This window comes from Sphingomonas sp. GW821-FHT10F11, assembly GCF_058809095.1.
Map to the genome: position 1 here is coordinate 226840 of NZ_JBXASH010000006.1, position 21724 is coordinate 248563.

Consider the following 21724-nt stretch of genomic DNA (forward strand, 5'->3'; position numbering starts at 1 on the left):
TTCGCGCCTTCGCGTGAATTCCTGCTCTGCGCCTTAAACGAGGTTCGCTTCAGGTTGGCTGGTGATCTCCAGCGATCCCTCCGAGCTGATACGTGCGCCCAGCGCAGCATAATCCAGCACCTCCGGATGCCCCGTCTCCAGCGGATGCGCATGCGTCACGGTGATCACCATCACCGCCGCCCCCGCGGCCTCGGCGGCGGCGATGCCGGCCACGGTATCCTCGAACACCAGGCATTGATCGGCCGGAACGCCGATGCGCGTCGCGGCGAGCAGGAAGCAGTCGGGCGCGGGCTTGCCGCGTTCGACGTCCTCGGCAGTGATCATCACCGGCGGTACCGGCAGGCCGGCCGCTTCGAGCCGCCGCATCGCCAGCGCGCGCGGGGCGGAGGTGACGATCGCCCAGCAATCCGCCGGCAGCGCAGCGAGAAAGGCGGCGGCGCCGGCGATCGCCTCGACACCAGCGACATCCTCGATCTCCAGGCGGGTGATCTCGGCGGCCTCGGCCTCCGGGTCGACGCCGGGAAGGGCAAGGCGCCGCACCGTCTCGACGCTGCGCACGCCGTGGATGGTAGGCAGGAAGGCGTCGACATCGAGACCGTGGCGGCGCGCCCAGCCGGCCCAGACGCGCTCCGCCGCGACGATCGAGGTGAGGATCGTGCCGTCCATGTCGAACAGGAAGGCAGCGAAGCGGCGGTCGGGGAAGGGCTGGGTCATCGCGAGCGCTCCTGCGCCCGGCATGCACAGCGCGCAAGCCGTGCAGCTATCGTCATCGTCGTGCGATGGCGCTAGAGCGCGGCCGATGTCGGCGCTCAAGACCCTTGGAGACGATCTGACCCGGCTTGCCGCGCAGGACCGGTTGCGCACGCTGGTGCCGCGGCGCGGGGTGGATGTTTCCTCCAACGATTATCTGGCGCTTGCCTCCTCGCCGCGCCTGGCACGCGCGGTGGCGCTGGCGGTCGAGCGCGGCGTGCCGGTCGGATCGGGCGGATCGCGGCTGCTGCGCGGCAATCATGAGGAGCATGAAGCGCTGGAAGCGGAAGCGGCGGCGTTCTTCGGGAGCGAGGCCGCGCTGTTCTTCTCGAGCGGCTATACCGGCAACGCCACCCTGTTCGCGACCCTGCCGCAGCGCGGCGACCTGATCGTCCATGATGCGCTGATCCATGCCAGCGCGCATGAGGGCATGAGGCTGAGCCGAGCGGACGCCGTCTCGGCGGCGCATAACGATCCCGACGCGTTCGAGACCGCCATTGCCGCCTGGCGCCGGGCCGGCGGCACCGGGCGGCCGTGGATCGCGGTGGAGAGTCTCTACAGCATGGACGGCGACCGGGCACCGCTCGAGGCACTGGCGGTGGTGGGCGCGCGGCACGACGCGATGCTGCTGATCGACGAGGCCCACGCGACCGGGGTGTTCGGCGAGCACGGACAGGGACTCGCCACGGCGCTCGACGGGCGCGAGAATTTCATTTCCCTGCATACCTGCGGCAAGGCGATGGGGTGCGAGGGGGCATTGGTCTGCGGCCCGCGCGTGGTGCGCGATTTCCTGGTCAATCGCGGACGCGGCTTCATCTTCTCGACCGCGCCCTCGCCGCTGATGGCGAGCGCGGTGCGCGAGAGCCTGCATATCCTGGCCGACGAACCGGAACGGCGCGCGGCGTTGTGGGCGCTGGTCGGCGCCGCCGAGCGCGCGCTGGAACGCTGCGGCGTCGCGCCGACCGGATCGCAGATCCTTCCGCTGGTGCTGGGCGACGATGCGCGAACGATGCGGGTCGCCGCCGCGGTGCAGGCGGCCGGATTCGACGTACGCGGCATCAGGCCGCCGACGGTACCGCAGGGCACATCGCGACTGCGCATCTCGCTGACACTCAACCTGACGGCGGCGGATGTGGACGCGCTGGCCGGCGCGATTGCGGACGCGCTCGGGTGACCGCCCGGATCGTCGTCACCGGGACCGATACCGATGCCGGCAAGACCGTGTTCGCCGCAGCGCTGGCGGGCGCGCTGGGCGCTTCCTACTGGAAGCCGGTCCAGGCCGGGCTGGACGAGGGCGGCGATGCCGCGACCGTCGCGCGGCTGAGCGGACTGGCGCCGGAGTTCATCCTGCCCGAGGCCTATCGGCTGACCACCCCTTGCTCGCCCGATCGCTCGGCCGAGATCGACGGCGTGACGATCGATCTCGAGCGGCTGGTGCCGCCGACGGGCGGGCCGCTGGTGATCGAGGGCGCGGGTGGGGTGCTGGTGCCAGTGGCCGGCGACCTGGTCTTTGCCGATCTGTTCGCGCGCTGGGCGCTACCGGTGGTGCTGGTCGCGCGGACGGCGCTCGGCACGATCAACCACAGCCTGTTGTCGATCGAGGCGCTGCGCGCTCGGGGTGTGCCGATCCTGGGCGTAGCGTTCACCGGCGACGCGGTGGAACATAGCGAGGCGACCATCGCCCGGATCGGCGGAGTGAAACGGCTCGGCCGGCTGCCGCATCTGACACCGCTCGACGCGGGCACCCTCGCCGCCGCCTTCGCCTCCCATTTCGATCCGGCGGACTTCCGGTGAAGGGGTCGCCGGTCTGGCATCCCTTCACCCAGCACGGGCTGGGCGAGCCGATCCCGCTCGTCACGCATGCCGAGGGCGCGGCGCTCTATACCGAGGACGGGCGGCGGATCGTCGATGCCATTTCCTCCTGGTGGGTGACGACTCACGGGCATCGCAACCCGCGCATCATGGCCGCCATCGCCGAACAGGCGGGCAAGCTCGACCAGATCATCTTCGCCGGCTGGACTCACGAGCCGGCCGAGACGCTCGCGCGGGGGTTGCGGGAGATCATGCCCGCCGAGCTGACCCGCGTCTTCTTCTCGGATTCGGGATCGACCAGCGTCGAGGTCGCGCTGAAAATGGCGCTGGGTTTCTGGGCCAATCGCGGCGAACCCCGGCACCGCATATTGGTGATGGAGCACAGCTATCATGGCGACACGATCGGCGCGATGTCGGTCGGTGCGCGCGGCGTGTTCAACCGGGCCTATGCGCCCTTGCTGTTCGATGTCGGCACCCTGCCCTTTCCGGCTGCGGGCCGCGAGCAGGATACGCTCGATGAACTGGAAGCTGCTTGCCACGCCAAGCCAGCCGCGCTGATCGTCGAGCCGCTGATCCTCGGCGCGGGCGGCATGCTGATCTATCCCGCCCGGGTGCTGGCCGAAATGCGCGCGATCTGCGCGCGGCACGGCGTGTTGTTCATCGCCGACGAAGTGATGACCGGCTGGGGGCGCACCGGCACGTTGCTGGCGTGCGAACAGGCCGGGATCGTGCCCGATATCCTGTGCCTCTCGAAGGGACTGACCGGCGGCGCGGTGCCGCTCGCCGTGACGATGGCGAGCGAGGCAATCTACGACGCGCATTGGTCGCAGGACCGGGCGACAATGTTTTTCCATTCATCGAGCTACACGGCGAACCCGATCGCCTGCGCCGCGGCCAACGCCAATCTCGCCATCTGGCGCGAGGAGCCGGTGCTGGAGCGGATCGGCGATCTTGTGGAGCGGCAGCGGGTGCGGCTTGCGGCGATCGCCGCTTTGCCGGCGGTGCTCAATGCGCGGCAGATCGGCACGATCACGGCGATCGAGATCGTCGACGAAACGAGCGATTATCTGTCGTCGATGGGGCCGCGGCTGCTTGCGTTTTTCCGGGACAGGGACCTGCTGCTGCGGCCGCTCGGCAACACTGTCTATGTCATGCCGCCTTACTGCATCGACGACGGGGATCTGGACCTGATCTATGCTGCGATCGCTGAGGCGTGTGAGGTTGGGTGATGGATGTGCGATGCCCAAACCACGTCGTCACCCCGGACTTGTTCCGGGGTCCACTGTTCCGCAAGAGCCGAAATGATGGGTGTGCGGCACCGTGGACCCCGGAACAAGTTCGGGGTGACGGTGGGAAAGTGTGGCGACGATTGTTGCTTCCGGCACTATCGGTAGCACTACTGGCCACCGCCTGCACATCGAAACAGCCCGCATCGGTCTGTGCCGATCTCTCCCGCACCCCGATGGTCGCCATTCCCGGCGGCAGCTTCACCATGGGCGACGACCCGCTCTATCGCGAGGAAGGGCCGCCGCGCACCGTCTCGGTCAAACCCTTCTGGATCGATACGCATGAGCTGACCAATGCCGAGTTCGCCGCCTTCGTGAAGGCGACGGGGTACAGGACCATGGCCGAGCGCGATCCGCCCAAATTGCCCGGCGCGCCACCCGAGATGCTGGTGCCGGGATCCGCCGTGTTCAGCGTGCCGAGCCAGGACGATCCGCGCTGGTGGCGCTGGTCGGTCGGAGCGCAGTGGCGGCACCCCTCGGGGCCGGCCGAGTCGATCGCCGGGCGCGATCGGGAGCCGGTGGTGCAGATCGCGTTCGAGGATGCCGAGGCCTATGCGCGCTGGGCGGGCAAGCGCCTGCCGACCGAAGCCGAATGGGAATATGCCGCACGCGCCGGGCAAAAGGCGCTGCCCGAGCCGGTCGATGGCGAGGGCCGCCCCCAGGCCAATTATTATCAGGGCGTCTTTCCCCAGCGCGACCTGGCGCTCGACGGATACAAGGGCCGGGCGCCGGTAGGGTGCTTCAAGCCCAATGCTTTCGGCCTCTACGACATGATCGGCAATGTCTGGGAATGGACCAGCGACCCCGGAGGGCCGCAGGGCGACATGCACGTCATCAAGGGCGGCTCCTATCTTTGCGCCGGCAATTATTGCGCGCGCTATCGCCCCGCCGCGCGCCAGTTCCAGGAACGCGGGCTGGGCACCGACCATATCGGGGTACGCCTCGTCGCCGACCGGCCGGTATCGCCGCGTCATTGACCCCATCGCCATGATATGACACTCATACTGCCAATATATACGGCAGGAGAGTCGACATGCGGGTGCTCAGGACTCCGGAGGAGCGGTTCGCGGGGCTGGCCGACTATCCGTTCGCGCCGCATTATCTGACCGTCACCGACACCGACGGCACCGATCTGCGTGTCCACTATCTCGACGAGGGCCATCCCGATGCGCCGGTCGTGCTGCTGATGCATGGCGAGCCGAGCTGGTCCTATCTCTACCGCAAGTTCGTGCCGGGGCTGATCGCGCGCGGCTACAGGGTGATCGCGCCCGACCTGATCGGCTTCGGCAAGTCGGACAAGCCGGCCGATCGCACCGATTACAGCTATGAGCGCCATGTCGCCTGGATGAGCGCCTGGCTGACCGCGCTCGACCTGACCGAGGTGACATTGTTCTGCCAGGATTGGGGCGGGCTGATCGGGCTGCGGCTGGTCGCTGCCTTTCCCGATCGTTTCGCGCGGCTGGTGGTCGCCAATACCGGGCTGCCGGTCGGCACCGGCTCCTCCGCCGGGTTCGATGCCTGGCTGGCCTTCAGCCAGAATGTGCCGGCTTTCCCGGTCGGCGCCATCGTCAATGGCGGCACCACGCGCAAACTGAGCCCGGCCGAGATCGCCGCCTATGACGCGCCTTTCCCCGACGAACGCTACAAGGAAGGGGCGCGGCAGTTCCCGACGCTGGTGCCGGTGACGCCCGACCATCCTTCGGTCGCCGAGAACCGTGCCGCCTGGGCCGTGCTCGAAAAGTTCGACCGGCCCGTGCTGACCGCCTTTGCCGACAATGACGCCGTGACCCGCGGCGGGGAGAAGATCTTCATCGAGCGGATTCCCGGCGCGCGCGACCAGCTGCACGTGATCGTCAAGGATGCCGGGCATTTCCTGCAGGAGGACAAGCCCGAGGCGCTGTGCGCGCTGATCGATTCCTTCGTGCGGCACCGGCCGGCCGAGATCGCCGCATGAACGTGACCAACGCCGTGTTCCCCGGCGCCGAACAGGCGGCCGCCTTTTTCGGCGGGGTCGAGGACGGACCGTTCGTGATGATCAACCTGCTGAAGTTCAGGGAGCGCGCCGAATATCCCGACGGCGCCGAACCCGAACTGAGCGGGCGCGATGCCTATCGGCGTTACGGCGCCGCGGTGCAGGCGTGCCTGGCGTCGGTCGGCGCGCGATCGGTCTATGCGGGCGACGTCACCGAACTGATGCTCGGCGAGATGGACGAGCTGTGGGACATGGTCGCGCTTGCCCAATATCCGTCGCGCGCGGCGATGGCGGCGATGGTGGCGTCGCCCGACTATCAGGCGATCGAGAAGCATCGGGTCGCCGGCCTTGCCGGACAGCTGAACATCCGCACCAAGGCGATCGGCGGATGACGCTGTCCTACGACCTCTATTGGTCGTTCCGGTCGCCCTATTCCTATCTGGTGACGACCCGGCTGGTCGCGCTCGAACGGGACCATGACGTCATGGCGGTGGTCCGCCCGGTTTATCCGATCGCGGTGCGGCAGCCGGATTTCTTCGCCAATAACGATCCGCTCTGGGTGACCTATTTCCTGCGCGACATCGGTCGCAGCGCCGAATTCCTGGGGCTGCCGTTCCGCTGGGCCTCGCCCGATCCGGTCAGGATGGACATGGCGACGCGGACCTATCCGAAGGAGCAGCCCTATATCCACCGGCTGACGCATCTCGGCGTGGCAGCGGCGGAGCGCGGGCGCGGGCTGGCCTTTCTCGACGAGGTCAGCCGGCTGATCTGGGGCGGAGCGGTGACCGACTGGCACCTCGGCGAGCATCTCGCTCGGGCGGCGGAACGCGCCGGGCTCGACCTGGCGGAGATGGACGCGGCGGTAGCGGCAGACCCGGACCATCATGTCGCGGTGGTCGAGGCCAATCAGGACGCGCAGCGGGCGGGCGGGCATTACGGCGTGCCGCTGATGGTGTTCGCGGGCGAACCCTTTTTCGGGCAGGACCGGTTCGATCAGCTCAAATGGCGGATGGAGCAACGGGGCTTGGAGAAGCGCTGAATCCTCCCGATCCTCGCACGGGGAGGGTCACGCTTGCCTCCGCCACCACCACACCGCACCCGTTGCCAGCGCGCCGAGCGCCAGCATCGCCGCCAGCAACTGAAGCAGTTTCGGCCGCACATTCTTGTTGAAACCGTTGCGGTTGATCTGCGCCTCGGCGGTATAGCCGGCGGGCATCGGCAACACCTGATCGCGTTTCGCAAAGATCGCGTAATCGGCCTGGAGCGCCTTGAAGAGCGTCGGCATCGCCCCCGCCAGGTCGCGCGTCTCGCCGGGATCGCGGGCGATATCGTAGAGATGCCATTCGCCGGTGCCGGTCGGCGGCAGATTCTTGACCAGCTTGTAGTCGCCACGGAACACCGCGGCATTGCCCGACAGTTCATAGCCGATCGCCTGATCGGCCGGATGGACGCTGTCGGTCGCACCGCTCAGCACGGGCCAGAGGTTCGCGCCGGTCATCGGCTCGACCGGCCTGCCGCGATAGCTGCCGCCATGACCGGGGACCCGGGCGAGCGCGAGCAGCGTCGGCGCGATATCCGTCACATAAGCGAAGCGGCCGGCGATCGTGCCAGCCTTCATCGCCGGATTGCCCGGCCAGGCCATGATCAGCGGCACGCGCAGCCCCCCTTCGGTCGCGGAGAATTTATAGCCGCGCAAGGGTGCCACCGCGGCGCTCGCCCAGCCTGGACCGATCGCGGTGAGGGAGCCGCGCCGGCCTTGGGATTCCGGCGCGAGATCATAATGCACGCGGCTGTTCAGCGCGCTTAGCCAGGTCGCCATCGGATCGGTCGGTTCGGCGCCATTGTCCGACAGGAAGACGAAGACGGTGTTGGTATAGTCGCCGGTCGCCTTGAGATGCGCGACCAGCCGGCCGATTTCGGCATCCGCCGCCTCGGCCATGCCGCCATAGGCGGCCATGGCGCGGGCCTGCGCCGCGCGTTCCTCGGGCGGGAGCGCGTTCCAGTCGCGCGTGCTGGCCATGGTGACCATCGGCGTGCCGGCGGGGATGATACCGAGCGCCGCCGCCTTGTCTCGCCGCGCGGCACGGATTGCAGTCCAGCCGCCCTGATAGGCGGTGCGGTAGCGCGCGATATACGCGTCGGGCGCCTGGACCGGGATATGGTTGGCAAGAAAGTTGATCGAGGCGAAAAAGGGTTTCCCGCCGGGTCGCCCGCGATCGATATAGTCGATCATCTTGTCGACGACGAAGCGCGAGGAATAATAGTCCCTGGGCAGGGTTGCCGGCTTGCCGTCCTCGGTCCAGTCGGCGGTGTCGTAGAGGCCCTCGATCGGGCGCTGCTCGAAATTGTCGGCGCCGGCATCGCCCAGCGAAAAGGCGTGGTCGTAGCCGCGCGCGGTGGGCAGCTTGTCCGGCGTGCGGCCGAGATGCCATTTGCCGGTGAGATAGGTGCGGTAGCCGCCATCGCGGAACAGGCTGGCCAGGGTCACCACGCGATTGTTGAGCACCGTGTCGTAGCCCGGCTTGCCGACATGCTCGGGCGGGATCGTCTCGGGCATGTTGCCGAGGCCGGCGCGGTGGTTGCTGACCCCGGTCTGGAGCATGGCCCGCGTCGGCGAGCAGGTGCCGGCGACGTGGAAGTTAGAGAAACGCACCCCCGCGGCCGCCAGCGCATCGATATTGGGGGTGCGGATCTCGCTGCCGAAGCTGCCGACATCGCTGAAGCCCCAATCGTCGGCGAGCAGGATGACGATATTGGGGCGCTTCTGCTCCGCCGCCGAGGCGCCGGAGGCGAGCGCGAGCGCCGCAAGCAGGAAGGCACGCTTCACCGGTCGATCAGCCGCGTCAGGGTCACGTCGTGGCTGCCGGCGGGCAGGCTGAGCATCATGCCGTCCTCGCCGACGGTGATCGGACCGTCATAATAGCGACCGGCATCGCCGAGAAAGGCGGGATAGGCGAAGCGGATCGGCATGGGCGGGACGATATGGTTGAGCATCAGATAGCGTACCCCGGCCGCCTTCGCAGCCTGCGCCGCCTGTTCGGGTGTAGAGTGATAATCGATGATGTCGCGGGTGACTTGCGCCATATTGGCCTGACCCCGCGCCTCGAGCCCCTTGGTCAACAGGGCGACGAGCCTGGGCTGGAGCGCCTCGTGCACCAGCACGTCTGCGCCCTTCGCGGCGGCCACCAGGGTCGGCGACGGCGCAGTGTCGCCGCTCAGCACGACCGAGCGGCCCTTATAGTCGAAACGATAGCCGACCGCCGGATCGACCGGCCGGTGATCGACCCGAAAGGCGGTGATCTTCACCCCGCCGTCATCGACCAGCACCACGCTGTCGCCCTGTCCGACCGCCGGCAATACGAAAGGCAAAGCCGTTCCACCCGCGCCCGAAGGCGGTAGGATCTTCGGACCGTGGTGCGCGATGCGGTATCCGGTATCGAGCGCATAAGCCGTGCGGAGTCCCGCCAGCACGCCCTCGACGCCGGCCGGGCCATGGACCGGCAAGGGCGTCCGCCAGGAACTGCCCGACCAGCGCAGCAACAGGATCTGGGCAAGGCCGTCGATATGGTCGGAATGGTAATGGGTGAGGAACAAGGCCTCGATCCGCCCTGGCGGAATACCCATCTGGACGATGTTCTTCCCGCCGCCTTCGCCTGCATCGACCAGGAAGATGCGCTTGCCCGCGATCACCAATGTGCAGGGCCCGGCCCGGCTAGGATCGGGCAGGGGCGAGCCGGTGCCGCACAAGGCGACATGGAGCCCGTCGGGAAGCCCCACGGTCGAATCGCGGCCGACGCGCTGCTCGACCGCACGCTCGAGCAATGCCGAGCCGATCTGCCGCTGGAACAGCTTCACGCCCAGGAGCGCGGCGGCCAGCAGGACAAGGCCTGCCAGCACCCATTTCCAAGGTCGGCGCATCGACATCTCTCTCCCTTTGCCCGACGATGCGCCCGGATAATGGCATTATCAATGCCGAAACGTTGCAAAGGCCGACGCGGCTGATACGGTGCGGCGAAACAGGGGAGAGGCCGTCATGCGGACGACGATTCGCGCCGCGATCGCGCTGGTCGGGTTGTTCAACCTGGCCATCGGGCTTGCCTTTCTGGCCGATCCTTCGCGCCTCGGCGCCAAATTCTTCCTGCTGCCCGCCGGTATCCAGGGCCTGGCGACGATGCGGGCCGACTTCACTGCCTTTTTCGTGACGGGCGGCGTCTTCGCGCTGTACGGTGCATGGCGCGGGCGCGCCGAGCCGCTGGCCGTGCCGTTGCTGCTGCTTGCCATCGCGCTGCTCGGGCGCTGCGTCGGCCTTGCCGTGGACGGGGCATCATCGACCGCGCATGAGCCGATGATCGCCGAGGCGGCAATGATCGCGATCCTGCTGGCGGGGCGCCGCATCCTCTCCACGCCGCGCTGAGGGATCGATCCATGAAGACCTGGCTGAAGATCCTGCTCGGGACGGTCGCGCTGCTGCTGGTCGGCGGTTATCTCGCCAGGGATTATGTGCTGCTCCACCTCGCCGGATGGATGTCGCCGCATGTCTATCCCAATCATCCGGTCGCCTGGCAGAAGGGGCCGGACAGACCGCAGGTGCCCGCGGACAAGCGCCCACCCAATGTGATCCTGATCGTCGCGGACGATCTCGGCTATAACGATATCAGCTTCAACGGCGGCGGTGTCGCGGGCGGCCTGCTCAAGACGCCCAATATCGATGCGCTGGGGCGGGACGGGGTCAGCTTCGCCGATGGCTATGCCGGCAATGCGACCTGCGCACCGTCGCGCGCCGCGCTGATGACCGGACGCTATCCGACCCGGTTCGGGTTCGAGTTCACCCCCACCGACACCCGCTTCGCGCGCACCATCGCCGGCTTCCCGACAAGCTGGGAGCACCGCACGATCTTCGACGAGAACGCGGCACCGAACGATCCGCCGGCCGACGACAAGGGCGTGCCCGGATCGGAGCTGACCATCGCCGAACTGATGCGCGGCAAGGGCTATCACACGCTGCATCTGGGCAAATGGCATCTCGGCGGCGCCAGGGGGATGCGGCCCGAAGACCAGGGGTTCGACGAGAGCCTCGGCTTCATCATCGGCGCGCAGATGTTCCTGCCGGAGAACGACCCGAACGCGGTCAATGCCAAGCAGGATTTCGACCCGATCGACAAATATATCTGGGCGAACCTGCCGTTCAGCGTCCAGTATAACGGCAGTGCGCCGTTCCGGCCGAACCGCTACATGACCGATTACCTGACCGATCAGGCGGTCGACACGATCCGGGCCAATCGCAACCGGCCCTTCTTCCTCTATCTCGCCTATAACGCGCCGCACACGCCGCTGCAGGCGCTGAAGGCCGATTACGACGCGGTGCCGCAGATCGCCGACCATCGTACCCGCGTCTATGCGGCGATGATCCGGGCGCTCGATCGCGGGGTCGGCCGGGTGACCGCCGAGCTGAAGGCACAGGGGCTGGACGAGAACACGCTGGTGATCTTCACCAGCGACAATGGCGGGGCGCATTATATCGGCCTGTCCGACATCAACCGGCCCTATCGCGGCTGGAAAGCGACCTTCTTCGAAGGCGGGGTGAAGGTGCCGTTCTTCATGCGCTGGCCGGCACAGATCAGGCCGGGGACTCGGATCGCCGGGCCGGTCAGCCATTTCGACATCTTCGCGACCGCCGGCAAGGCCGCCGGAATTCCCATGCCCCGCGACCGCGCGGTCGATGGGGTAGACCTGCTGCCGTTCGTCGAGGGCAGGCAGGCAGGCAATCCGCATCAGACCCTGTTCTGGCGCGACGGCGCCTACCGCGTGGTGCGCGACGGCGACTGGAAGCTGCAGATGCTCGACTTGCCGCGCAAGGCATTGCTGTTCGATCTCAAGGCCGATCCGACCGAGCAGCACGACGTCGCCGCGCAGCAACCCGCGCTCGTCGCACGATTGCAGGCATTGCTCGCAAAACATGATAAAGAGAGCATCAAGCCTGCCTGGCCATCGCTGATCCGGTCGCCGATCGCTATCGACCGACCACTGGGCACCAGACCCAAACCGGGCGAGGCCTATATCTACTGGGCGAATTGATGGCTGAAGACGAGGGACGGTCCGCCGACGGGCGCAGGAGACGATCGGAATCGAGCCGCGACAAGATCGTGGAGGCGATGCTGGCGCTCGTCGCCGAGGGGCAGATCACCCCGAGCGCCGAACAGGTCGCCGGACGCGCCGCCGTTGGCCTGCGTAGCGTGTTCCGCCACTTCAAGGACATGGAGAGCCTTTACGCCGCGATGACCGCGCGGCTGGCGCGCAATTACGAGATGTGGCTCGTCCCGTATAAATCGAGCGAGTGGCGCGGGCAGCTGTCCGAGACGACCGACCGGCGATTGACCACCTATGAGAAGCTGATGCCGTTCAAGCGCGCGGCCGATGCCCACCGGCACGAATCCGCGACGATCCAGGCCGAGCATGCCCGCACGCTCGCCTTCATGCGGGCCAAGCTGAAATCGATCCTGCCGGACGAGATCGCCGGCGACGCGCTGACCTTCGAGGCGATCGACCTGCTGCTGAGCTTCGAAACATGGCAGCGGCTGCGCATGGACCAGAAGCTTTCGGCCCGGAAAGCCGAGGCGGTGGTACGCGCCCAGGTTGATCGGCTGGCCGAACCCCGCCAGTGATGGACGGGTGACGTCCGGCGCCCCTCTTCCCGACGATATCCGCCATCCCCCCTGGCTGCTGATCGGCGCCGGCGCGGTGGCCCTGGCGGTCCTGATCCTGGGCCTGATCGGCACGCTGATCGACCGCGGCTGGCAGTTCGGTTTCGACAGCAGCATCCTGCTCGCGATGCGCGGCGGCACGATGCACGGCGCGCCGATCGGCCCGTTCTGGCTGAAACAGGCGATGATCGACGTGACCGCCTTGGGCGGCGAGACCGCGCTGGTGGTGATCGTGACGATCGTCGCCGGGTTCCTTGCGGTGCAGCGCCACTGGCTGACCTTCTGGCTGGTGCTGGGCGGGACGATCAGCGGATCGATCGCCGTCGCTATGGCCAAGGCCCTGATCGGCCGCGCCCGCCCGGCGCTGACCGACCATCTCGTCCAGGTCACCTCGGCGAGCTTCCCCAGCGGCCATGCCGCGAACAGTGCGATCATCTACCTCACCATCGCCTCGCTGATCATCCAGATCGTCGAGGAGCGGCGCGCGCGCCTCTATATCCTGATCGTGGCCGCGTTGCTGGTCACTGCTATCGGCTTCAGCCGGGTCTATCTCGGCGTGCATTGGCCGAGCGACGTGATCGCCGGATGGAGTTTCGGAACGCTCTGGGCGCTGGCCTGGTGGGCGCTCGGCGCCTGGGCGCGGCTCAGGCGCGCGGGCGTGTCCGTCCATCTGACTGGCGCGTAACGGCGCTGTAGCATCCGTTCGTCGGCGAAGCGTGCGTTCGTGGCGACGAACCGCATTGATACCTTATAACATCATATATATTGCGCTGCACAACACCCGGTTGGAGTATGCCATGACGCTGAAGATCGCTCTGTTCGCGGGTACCGCCCTGATGATCGCCGGGCCAGCCCTTGCGCAGAACGGACCTTCGGCACCCGACGGCGCCGGAGCCCAGGCCGATCAGGGGCATGACGTGATCGTCACCGCGCCATTCCGGCAGAGCGAAACCGATGTGCTGTCGGGCACTTCCGTGGTGAGCGGCGAGGAACTGACCCGCGACCTCAAGCCGACGATCGGCGAGACCCTGGCGAAGCAGCCAGGCGTCTCCGCCACCTCGTTCGGCCCCAGCGCGTCGCGCCCGATCCTGCGCGGCTTCCAGGGCGAGCGCGTGCGCGTGCTGACCGACGGCATCGGATCGATCGACGTCTCCAACACCTCGGTCGATCATGCGGTGATCATCGACCCACTGCTGGCCGAGCGCATCGAGGTGCTGCGTGGCCCCTCCGCCCTGCTGTTCGGGTCCTCGGCGGTCGGCGGTGTGGTCAATGTGATCGACACGCGCATTCCGCGCGCGATTCCGGCCAAGGGCTATCGGCTCGACGGGATCGCCACCTACGGCTCGGCCGCGAACGAGCGTTCGGGCGGCCTCGCCGGCGATGTGGCGATCGGCGAGCATCTCGTGCTGCATGCCGACGGGTCCTGGTCGAAGAGCGACGACCTCCATATCGGCGGCTATGCGTTGACCGCGCAGCGCCGGCAGGAAGCGATCGCCACCAGCCAGCTTCCGCCGGCGGCACCCGTGCCCGGCGAGGACCCGATCGACTATGCCGCCAATGCAGCGATCCGCGGGACCCTGCCCAATTCGGCGGCCGAGACCTGGACCGCGGGCGTCGGCGCCTCGATCATCACCGACACCGGCAGCCTCGGCATCTCCTACAGCCATTATGACAGCCTGTACGGCGTGCCGATCCGCTATGCGACCCTGCCCGACCAGGGCCAGGAGGCACCGCGGCTCGACATCGTGCAGAACCGGTTCGACCTGCGCGGCGAGGTGAACACCGGCGGCGGCTTCCTCGACAAGATCCGCCTTCGCGCAGGCCACGCGACCTATCGCCATTTCGAGCTGGAACCCGACGGCGCGATCGGCACCGCCTTCTACAATAATGGCACCGAGGCGCGGCTCGAACTGGTCCAGGCCAGGAAGGGCGCGTGGCTCGGCGCATCGGGCGTGCAATATTTCAACCGCGTGTTCGACGTGGTCGGCGACGAGGCCTTCCTGCCCAAGAACGAGACCAACCAGACCGGTTTCTTCACCTTGCAGCAGCTCGATTTCGGCGCGCTCAAGGCGGAAGGCGGGCTTCGGTACGAGCTGACCGACGTCGCGGCGCGGACACCGCTGGGCGATGAGCGCTTCTTCGCCGGGCAGCGGCATTTCGAGGCGCTGTCGGGATCGATCGGCGCCTCCTACGGGATCAGCGACGCAGTGCGGATCGGCCTGAACCTGTCGCGCACCGAGCGCGCGCCTTCCGCCGAGGAACTGTTCGCCAATGGCGCGCATGCCGGCACCCAGGCCTATGAACTCGGCAATCCCGACTTCAAGCTGGAGAAGGGCTGGGGCCTGGAAGGCACGCTGCACGCGCATGGCAATGGCTACAGCTTCGACGCTTCGGCCTATTATAACCGCTTCACCAACTACATTGCCGAGGTCCAGGTCGGACAATCCGTGTGCGAGGCGGCCGCCGCGCCGAGCGGTCGCACCGTGGAATTCCCCTGTTTCCAGTCGCAACAGACCGACGCGACCTATTATGGCGTCGAGGCCGAGGCGTCGGTGCTGCTGGGTCTGATCGGCGGCTACAAGATCAACGCCGATGTGCTGGGCGATTATGTCCATGCCTCGATCGTCGACCAGGGTCCGCTGCCGCGTATCCCGCCGGCACGCGTGCTGGGCGGGATCGAGGCGCAGGGCGATACGCTCAACGGCCGCGTCGAGGTCGAGCATGTGTTCGATCAGAACCGGATCGCTGCGTTCGAGACGCCGACCGACGGCTATACGATGGTCAACGCCACGGTCGGCATCAAGCCGTTCGGCCCCGGCAACAAGACCATGGTGACGATCAGCGCCAACAACATCTTCGATGTCGATGCGCGCCGCTCGGCAAGCTTCCTCAAGGATTTCGCGCCGCTCGCCGGCCGCGATATCCGTGCGACGCTGAAGTTCAGCCTGTAGCGGTGGAGACCGCCTGACTCCCCTCCCTGACCAGGGAGGGGACGGATCAGAGCGCTTCGCCTTCGATCGGCGGCTTCTTCGACGCGTCCGCGCCGAGCGTCTTGTACGCCAGCCCGCCCAGCACACCGCCGACGATCGGCGCGAGCCAGAACCACCAGAGTTGCTGCAGCGCCAGCCCGCCGACCACCAGCGCCGGGCCGGTGCTGCGCGCCGGGTTCACCGAGGTGTTGGTGACCGGGATGCTGATCAGGTGGATCAGGGTCAGCGCGAGGCCGATCGCGATCGGCGCGAAGCCGGCGGGTGCTCGGCTGTCGGTCGACCCCATGATCACCAGCAGGAAGAAGAAGGTCAGCACGACCTCGATGGTGAGCCCGGCGACCAGCGAATAATGGCCGGGCGACAGCGATTCGAGGCCGTTCACCGCGAGCCCGTTGGCCGGCAGGGTGAAGCCCGGCGCCCCGCTGGCGATGAAATAGAGCAGATAGGCCGCGACCGTCGCGCCCAGCACCTGGGTAATGACGTAGAGCGGAATGTCCTTGCCCGAGAAGCGCCCGCCGGCCCACAGGCCGAGCGTGACCGCCGGGTTGAGATGGCAGCCCGAGATATGGCCGATCGAATAGGCCATGGTCAGCACGGTCAGGCCGAAGGCGAGCGAAACGCCGACAAAGCCGATGCCGACTTCCGGAAAGCCCGCCGCCAGCACTGCGCTGCCGCAGCCGCCAAAGACGAGCCAGAAGGTACCGAGAAACTCCGCGAGCCCCCGCTGCGTGTTCGTCACCATGGTCTTCCTCTCCTGTACGAGTCGTACCGAAGGAGGTTAGCGGCCGTTGCGACGGCGTAAAGAGATCAGTCCCGGTGCGCGGCGCGGCGCAGGCGATCGTTGATGGCGACACCGAGCCCGGTTTGCGGGACCGGCGCGACGGCGATGCGCGGTTTCGCCGAGGCGTCGGCCCGGTGCAGGGCGGAAAACAGGGCGGCGGCGGCTTCGGTCAGATCGCCTGTTTCGGACAGGCTGTCGTCGCCGGAGATGGAACCGAATCCGATCGACCATTCGTCGGAGGCGGGAGACGACACGTTGATGCGCAGGGGTTTGGACGGGGCGTAGTGGCTGTCGAGCTGGCCTGGCGAAATTACTTGCCCCTTCCCCGGCGAAGGAGCGTCGGGTTGAGCATGCCCCGCATGCTCAAGGATCGTCCGGGGGACGATCCGACCCGACGCTGGCCCAGTATCGGAGGTCATCGTAACTGGGCCCCGGCCTTCGCCGGTGAAGGTATTGTGGATCGCTTCAGCCGTGATCGGGCCAGGGCGCAGCACCTGCACGCCGCCACTCGTCATCACGATGGTCGACTCCAGCCCCGCCTCGGTCGCCCCGTCATCGACGATCAACGGTATCCGCCCGCCCAGGCTCGCCAGCACATGCTCCGCCCGCGTGGGGCTGATCGATCCGCTGGCATTGGCGGACGGGGCGGCGAGCGGCCTGCCCGTCGCTTCCAGCAACGAGCGCATCGCGCGGTGCGCCGGTACGCGGATCGCGATGGTATCGAGCCCCGCCGTCACCAGCGGGGCGATCCCCGCGTCAGGCCGAAGCGGCAGCACCAGGGTCAGCGGCCCTGGCCAGAAGGCGTCAGCCAGCGCATTCGCCGCCGCATCGAACGTCGCGATCTTCTCCGCCGCCGCGCGGTCGAGCACATGGACGATCAGCGGGTTGAAGCTCGGCCGGCCCTTGGCGGCATAGATACCGGCGACCGCGCGCGAATCGGTCGCGTCGGCGGCGAGGCCGTAGACCGTCTCGGTCGGAATCGCGACCGGCCCACCCGCGGCGATCATGGCGGCGGCTTCGGCGATCGCGGCCTCGCCGTAGGGTAAGGTCCGGGTCTGGACTGGCGGGTTTTGCACGGTCATCGCGCGGGGCTATAGCCCGAGCGACCGCAGGAAGAGAAATATCATGAGTTTCACCGCCCCCACCGCCGACCAGCGCTTCGTGCTCGACCATGTCGTCGGCATCGGCACGCTGGCCGATTCCGAGCGCTTCGGCGCCGCGACCGAGGATGTCGTCGAGGCGGTGCTGGAGGGGATCGGCGATTTCGCGGCGGGCGAATGGGCGCCGCTGCTGCGCGAGGGCGATACCGTCGGCGCGAAATGGACGCCCGATGGCGTCGTCATGCCCGAGGGCTTCGGCAAGGCGTATCGCGACTATGTCGAGGGCGGCTGGGGCACGATCGGCGTGCCCGAGGCTTATGGCGGCCAGGGCCTGCCCTTCGCGATCCAGACGGCGGTGCTCGACACGCTGGGTGCTGCGAATATGGGTCTCGCGCTCGCCCCGACCCTGACGGTCGGCGCGATCGAGGCGCTGATCCATCATGGCAGCCCCGAGCAACAGGCGCTCTACCTCCCGCACCTCGCGACCGGCGCCTGGACCGGCACGATGAACCTGACGGAGCCCCAGGCGGGATCGGATGTCGGCGCGCTGCGCACCCAGGCGAAGCCGCGCGGCGATGGGACCTGGAGCATCAAGGGCACCAAGATCTTCATCTCGTTCGGCGACCATGACATGGCGCCCAACATCGTCCATCTCGTGCTCGCCCGCACGCCCGACGCGCCGCCGGGGACCAAGGGCATCTCCTTGTTCCTCGTGCCCAAATACCGGCTCGACGCGGAGGGCAATCCAGGTGCGTTCAACGACGTCCGTGTCGTGTCGATCGAGCACAAGATGGGGCTGCATGCCTCACCGACCTGCGTGCTGAGCTTCGGCGACCATGACGATTGCGTGGGCGAGCTGATCGGCGGCGAATATGGCGGCATCCGCGCGATGTTCACGATGATGAACAATGCGCGGCTGAATGTCGGGCTGCAGGGCGCTCAGGTCGCCGAAGCGGCGACCCAGGCGGCGGTGGCCTATGCCCGGGAACGCATCCAGTCGCCGCGCGCGGGATCGCCCAGCCGCGAGAGCGTCGCGATCATCGAGCACCCCGATGTCCGCCGCATGCTGATGCGGATGAAGGCGCAGACCCAGGCGGCGAGGGCGCTGGTCTATTTCGCCGCCGGCCATGTCGACCGTGCCGCGATCGGCGAGGCGGGCGCGCAGGACCGGCTCGAACTGCTCACGCCGCTGGCCAAGGCGCATGGCACCGATATCGGCTGTGAGGTCAGCTCGATCGGTATCCAGGTGCATGGCGGCATGGGCTATATTGAGGAGACGGGCGCCGCCCAGTTCTTCCGCGATGCGCGGATCACGCCGATCTATGAGGGCACCAACGGCATCCAGGCGGCCGATCTGGTCGGGCGCAAGCTGGGGCTCGGCGCCGATGGTAAGGGGGGCGGCGTGTTCGCGCGGCTGATCGCCGACATGCGGGCCGAGGCGAAGGATGAAGGCCTGATAACGCTGGTCGACGCGTGCGACACTATCGGCCGGGATCTGATGCGCCGCGATGCCGACGACCGGCTGGCGGCGAGCTATCCGTTCCTGACCATGCTCTCGACCGCGGTCTGCGGCTGGCTGATGGAGCGGCAGGGCCGCGCAGCGGCGGACGCGAGCGGCGATCCGGCGTTCCTGGCGATGAAGGCCGCCAGCGCGCGCTTCTATGTCGAGCAGATCCTGCCCGAGGCGATGGGCCTCAAGGCGGCGGCCATGGCGAAGGCTGAGGTGCTGTATTCGGTGCCGGCAGACGTGTTCGCGGCCTGATAAAGCCCCTCCCCTTCAGGGGAGGGGCCTATATACCTACTTGACCCAATCTGATTTGAATGTCAGAAGGGCGCATGAGCACGAACGCCCCCAAGAAGCAGCAATTCGAAACCCTGCTCCAGTTGATGCAGGCGCTTCCCGATGAGCAGGCTGCCATAGATCACTTCACGTCGATCCGGTGGCGCAATGGCGCGTTCTGCCCCCATTGCGGCTCCCTCAAGGTCTATCACTTTTCGGACCAGCGCACCCACAAATGCGGTGATTGCCGTAAGCGTTTCAGCATCAAGGTCGGCTCGATTTTCGAGGACAGCAAGATTCCGCTCCGCACTTGGATGCTGGCGATTTGGCTGATCACTTCACACAAGAAAGGCATCGCCAGCACGACGCTCGCGAAAGACCTTGGCGTTACGCAAAAGACGGCTTGGCTTATGCTGCACCGGTTGCGCTACGCCGCTCGTACGCAGTCGTTCAACCGCCCGCTGGAAGGCGAGGTTGAGGTTGATGAAACCTACGTTGGTGGCAAGGCTGCTAATCGTCACAAGGGCGATCCGAAGAACGGTCCGGGCACCTCTGGCAAGACGGCTGTGGTTGGTGCAATCCAACGCGGCGGGAAGGCCGTTGCAACGGTAGTCGCGCGGACTGACACGCGGACCCTCGACCGCTTCGTACATGAGTTCGTTGCGCCTTCCGCAACGCTCGTCTCGACCGACGAACATGCGGGCTATCGTCACCTTGGCCGCACTTTCAAGCATGGCGTAGTGCGCCACAGCGCGGGCGAGTATCGCCTTGGCGACGTCCATACGAACAGCATCGAAGGCTTTTGGTCGCTGCTCAAGCGTCAGATCATCGGCATCCACCATTTCGTGACCCCGAAGCACCTCAACCGATACGTTGCCGAGGTGACTTGGCGCTTCAACCTCCGCGACATTGGAGAGGGGGATCGGGTCAACACCCTGCTTGATCAGACCTCGGGTCGCCTGACCTATAAGGATCTGATCGCATGAGCGGCCCCAAAGACGATGAGGATAGCGTTTTCGCAAATTTCGACTTTGAGGAGGCCATGGCGCGAGTGGCGCAAACCGACCCCAACGAGGTTACAGCGCTCGTCACTGCAGACGTGCCGGAAGAGACAATCGATACCTTGTTGAATGCTTTCGAGGCTGCCGCTCGTGAAACGGAAACAGGCAACCAGTTTTGGATTGCGCGCGAACTCGCGCCCCTGCTTGGCTATGCGGATTATCGAAATTTCGTCGCCATCGTGGAGAAAGCGAAAACGGCTTGCCGCCAGATGCGCCTCGATCCGAATGATCATTTTGTTGACGTCACCGACATGATCGAGATCGGAAAAGGCGGAAAGCGCGAGGTCGATAACATCCACCTGGATCGCTACGCGTGCTACCTGATCGCCCAGAATGGCGATCCGCGAAAGCGTCCGATCAGCTTCGCGCAAAACTACTTCGCTATACAAACGCGGCGGCAGGAACTGGCCGACGAAAATGACGTCGATTTTGGCGCTCTGACGGAGAATCAGAAGCGGCTTTACCTTCGCAATCAGGTCGTTGAGCAGAACAAGCTGTTAGCCAAGGCCGCGAAGGGTGCCGGCGTTCAAAATACGGGGTTCGGCAAATTCTATAACCGTGGGTATCAAGGCCTTTATGGCGGGCGGAATATGGACGAAGTCCGCTCCTACAAGCAGCTGCCTGAGAAGGCGCAGATTCTTGACCATATGGGCAGTACGGAACTCGCAGCGAACCTGTTTCGCATCACGCAGACAGAGGAAAGGTTGCGCAGCAAGGGCATTCGCGGAAGTGAAGCGGCCTGCACGGCTCACTATGAGGTGGGGCTTAAAGTCAGGGAGACGATGAGGGAACTCAGCGGCATCATGCCCGAAGACCTTCCCGTCGCCGAGAATGTGAAAAAGATCGCCGCGCTAGAGCGCAAGCAGCAGCGCCTTCGCCATGCCACTCCACAGGAGCGAGCGGCGCAATTGCCACCTCAGCCTAAGGCGTCTGACCCGGTCGAAATCGATCTGAGGGCGGACCTTTGGAAATACGCTCTGCTGATCATGTCCATACGTCCAAACGGCGAAATCAGCACCGCGGAACTGATCGCCGAGATGCCCTCCTACATTCACTTGTCCGATGATCACACGGCGGCGAACGCGAGCCGAAAGGACTCCAAATTTTCGCAGATCGTCCGCAACCTCAAGTCGCACAAGACCGCGAAAACGAACTTCATCTATCATGGCTACGCGCAGGATGTGCCGGGCGGCTTCAAGATCACCCGCAAGGGCCTCGATTTCGTGCGAGAGTATTTCCGGAACTAAGAGAAGCCCGGCCTAACCCGCCGGGCTTTTTCGTGGTAGTCGGGCGCGCATGACGAGAGAGCAACTTGTCGAGCAAATGAAGCTCGAAGGTCTCCGAGCGGATATGCTCTGTGACCCATCCGACATCCCCTCCGAGTGCTTCGTCGTTCGCCAGAACGGCAGAGTCTGGGAAACCTTCTATGCCGAGCGCGGGCTAGAAACCGGGCTGCAAACCTTCCCGACGGAGGACGCCGCGTGTCGCAAC

General features: G+C 66.5%; 20 protein-coding genes. 15 read left to right on the forward strand and 5 right to left on the reverse strand.

All coding sequences use genetic code 11. The annotated features are described in order from the left end of the window. Positions 1 to 33 precede the first annotated feature (33 nt). Positions 34 to 714, reverse strand: coding sequence for an HAD-IA family hydrolase (locus tag AC1RT8_RS18160; protein WP_493077177.1), 681 nt, complete (start codon positions 712 to 714; stop codon positions 34 to 36). Positions 715 to 799: 85 nt separating this feature from the next. On the opposite strand from AC1RT8_RS18160, the gene AC1RT8_RS18165 reads away from it, so the two are divergent. The 7 genes from AC1RT8_RS18165 to AC1RT8_RS18195 all read left to right on the forward strand — a co-directional run bounded on the left by AC1RT8_RS18165 (position 800) and on the right by AC1RT8_RS18195 (position 6859). Beyond that, the gene (locus AC1RT8_RS18165; RefSeq protein WP_493077178.1) at positions 800 to 1924 is read left to right on the forward strand and encodes an 8-amino-7-oxononanoate synthase; all 1125 of its coding nucleotides are present in this window, start codon (positions 800 to 802) and stop codon (positions 1922 to 1924) included. Then, on the forward strand, positions 1921 to 2544 hold the full coding sequence (gene bioD, locus AC1RT8_RS18170) for a dethiobiotin synthase (protein ID WP_493077180.1): 624 nt from the start codon (positions 1921 to 1923) through the stop codon (positions 2542 to 2544). The genes AC1RT8_RS18165 and bioD overlap by 4 nt, the downstream gene beginning before the upstream one ends. Continuing rightward, positions 2541 to 3791, forward strand: coding sequence for an adenosylmethionine--8-amino-7-oxononanoate transaminase (locus tag AC1RT8_RS18175; RefSeq protein ID WP_493077182.1), 1251 nt, complete (start codon positions 2541 to 2543; stop codon positions 3789 to 3791). Before bioD ends, AC1RT8_RS18175 begins: the two co-directional genes overlap by 4 nt. A 233-nt stretch (positions 3792 to 4024) precedes the next feature. Then, positions 4025 to 4825 carry a formylglycine-generating enzyme family protein gene (locus AC1RT8_RS18180; protein WP_493077184.1) on the forward strand — a complete coding sequence of 267 codons (801 nt, stop codon included), beginning with the start codon at positions 4025 to 4027 and terminating at the stop codon, positions 4823 to 4825. Between the two features lie 56 nt (positions 4826 to 4881). Continuing rightward, positions 4882 to 5802, forward strand: coding sequence for a haloalkane dehalogenase (locus AC1RT8_RS18185; protein ID WP_493077185.1), 921 nt, complete (start codon positions 4882 to 4884; stop codon positions 5800 to 5802). Then, positions 5799 to 6212: a DUF1330 domain-containing protein gene (locus AC1RT8_RS18190; protein ID WP_493077186.1), complete on the forward strand. Its 414-nt coding sequence runs from the start codon at positions 5799 to 5801 to the stop codon at positions 6210 to 6212. Before AC1RT8_RS18185 ends, AC1RT8_RS18190 begins: the two co-directional genes overlap by 4 nt. After that, on the forward strand, positions 6209 to 6859 hold the full coding sequence (locus AC1RT8_RS18195) for a 2-hydroxychromene-2-carboxylate isomerase (RefSeq protein ID WP_493077188.1): 651 nt from the start codon (positions 6209 to 6211) through the stop codon (positions 6857 to 6859). The genes AC1RT8_RS18190 and AC1RT8_RS18195 overlap by 4 nt, the downstream gene beginning before the upstream one ends. A gap of 27 nt (positions 6860 to 6886) precedes the next feature. Here the strand turns inward: AC1RT8_RS18195 and AC1RT8_RS18200 are convergent, their stop codons facing one another. Together AC1RT8_RS18200 and AC1RT8_RS18205 are read right to left on the reverse strand one after the other, a co-directional pair. Next, entirely contained in the window at positions 6887 to 8647 is a 1761-nt protein-coding gene (locus AC1RT8_RS18200) for an arylsulfatase (RefSeq protein ID WP_493077190.1), read from the reverse strand. Continuing rightward, positions 8644 to 9738, reverse strand: coding sequence for an MBL fold metallo-hydrolase (locus AC1RT8_RS18205; RefSeq protein ID WP_493077191.1), 1095 nt, complete (start codon positions 9736 to 9738; stop codon positions 8644 to 8646). Before AC1RT8_RS18205 ends, AC1RT8_RS18200 begins: the two co-directional genes overlap by 4 nt. Positions 9739 to 9853: 115 nt before the next feature. Here AC1RT8_RS18205 and AC1RT8_RS18210 point away from each other — a divergent pair, with 115 nt between their 5' ends. The 5 genes from AC1RT8_RS18210 (at position 9854) to AC1RT8_RS18230 (ending at position 15472) form a co-directional block, all read left to right on the forward strand. Further along, complete coding sequence (locus tag AC1RT8_RS18210) at positions 9854 to 10234, forward strand: DUF4345 family protein (protein WP_493077193.1); 381 nt, start codon at positions 9854 to 9856, stop codon at positions 10232 to 10234. An 11-nt stretch (positions 10235 to 10245) separates the two neighbouring features. Beyond that, complete coding sequence (locus tag AC1RT8_RS18215) at positions 10246 to 11895, forward strand: sulfatase-like hydrolase/transferase (RefSeq protein ID WP_493077194.1); 1650 nt, start codon at positions 10246 to 10248, stop codon at positions 11893 to 11895. Continuing rightward, positions 11895 to 12482 carry a TetR/AcrR family transcriptional regulator gene (locus AC1RT8_RS18220; RefSeq protein WP_493077196.1) on the forward strand — a complete coding sequence of 196 codons (588 nt, stop codon included), beginning with the start codon at positions 11895 to 11897 and terminating at the stop codon, positions 12480 to 12482. Before AC1RT8_RS18215 ends, AC1RT8_RS18220 begins: the two co-directional genes overlap by 1 nt. 7 nt (positions 12483 to 12489) lie before the next feature. Next, complete coding sequence (locus tag AC1RT8_RS18225; protein ID WP_493077198.1) at positions 12490 to 13206, forward strand: phosphatase PAP2 family protein; 717 nt, start codon at positions 12490 to 12492, stop codon at positions 13204 to 13206. A 112-nt stretch (positions 13207 to 13318) separates the two neighbouring features. After that, on the forward strand, positions 13319 to 15472 hold the full coding sequence (locus tag AC1RT8_RS18230; RefSeq protein ID WP_493077199.1) for a TonB-dependent receptor: 2154 nt from the start codon (positions 13319 to 13321) through the stop codon (positions 15470 to 15472). 46 nt (positions 15473 to 15518) lie between these two features. Here the strand turns inward: AC1RT8_RS18230 and aqpZ are convergent, their stop codons facing one another. Then, the gene (gene aqpZ, locus AC1RT8_RS18235) at positions 15519 to 16253 is read right to left on the reverse strand and encodes an aquaporin Z (protein WP_493077201.1); all 735 of its coding nucleotides are present in this window, start codon (positions 16251 to 16253) and stop codon (positions 15519 to 15521) included. Positions 16254 to 16318: 65 nt separating this feature from the next. Further along, the gene (locus tag AC1RT8_RS18240) at positions 16319 to 17374 is read right to left on the reverse strand and encodes an L-threonylcarbamoyladenylate synthase (RefSeq protein ID WP_493077202.1); all 1056 of its coding nucleotides are present in this window, start codon (positions 17372 to 17374) and stop codon (positions 16319 to 16321) included. Between the two features lie 43 nt (positions 17375 to 17417). Here AC1RT8_RS18240 and AC1RT8_RS18245 point away from each other — a divergent pair, with 43 nt between their 5' ends. The 3 genes from AC1RT8_RS18245 (at position 17418) to dinD (ending at position 21480) form a co-directional block, all read left to right on the forward strand. Next, positions 17418 to 19154, forward strand: a complete 1737-nt coding sequence (locus AC1RT8_RS18245) for an acyl-CoA dehydrogenase family protein (RefSeq protein ID WP_493077204.1) — start codon at positions 17418 to 17420, stop codon at positions 19152 to 19154. 74 nt (positions 19155 to 19228) lie between these two features. Further along, on the forward strand, positions 19229 to 20158 hold the full coding sequence (locus AC1RT8_RS18250; protein ID WP_493077206.1) for an IS1595 family transposase: 930 nt from the start codon (positions 19229 to 19231) through the stop codon (positions 20156 to 20158). Beyond that, positions 20155 to 21480, forward strand: a complete 1326-nt coding sequence (dinD, locus tag AC1RT8_RS18255; RefSeq protein WP_493077208.1) for a DNA damage-inducible protein D — start codon at positions 20155 to 20157, stop codon at positions 21478 to 21480. The genes AC1RT8_RS18250 and dinD overlap by 4 nt, the downstream gene beginning before the upstream one ends. Positions 21481 to 21724 lie beyond the last annotated feature (244 nt).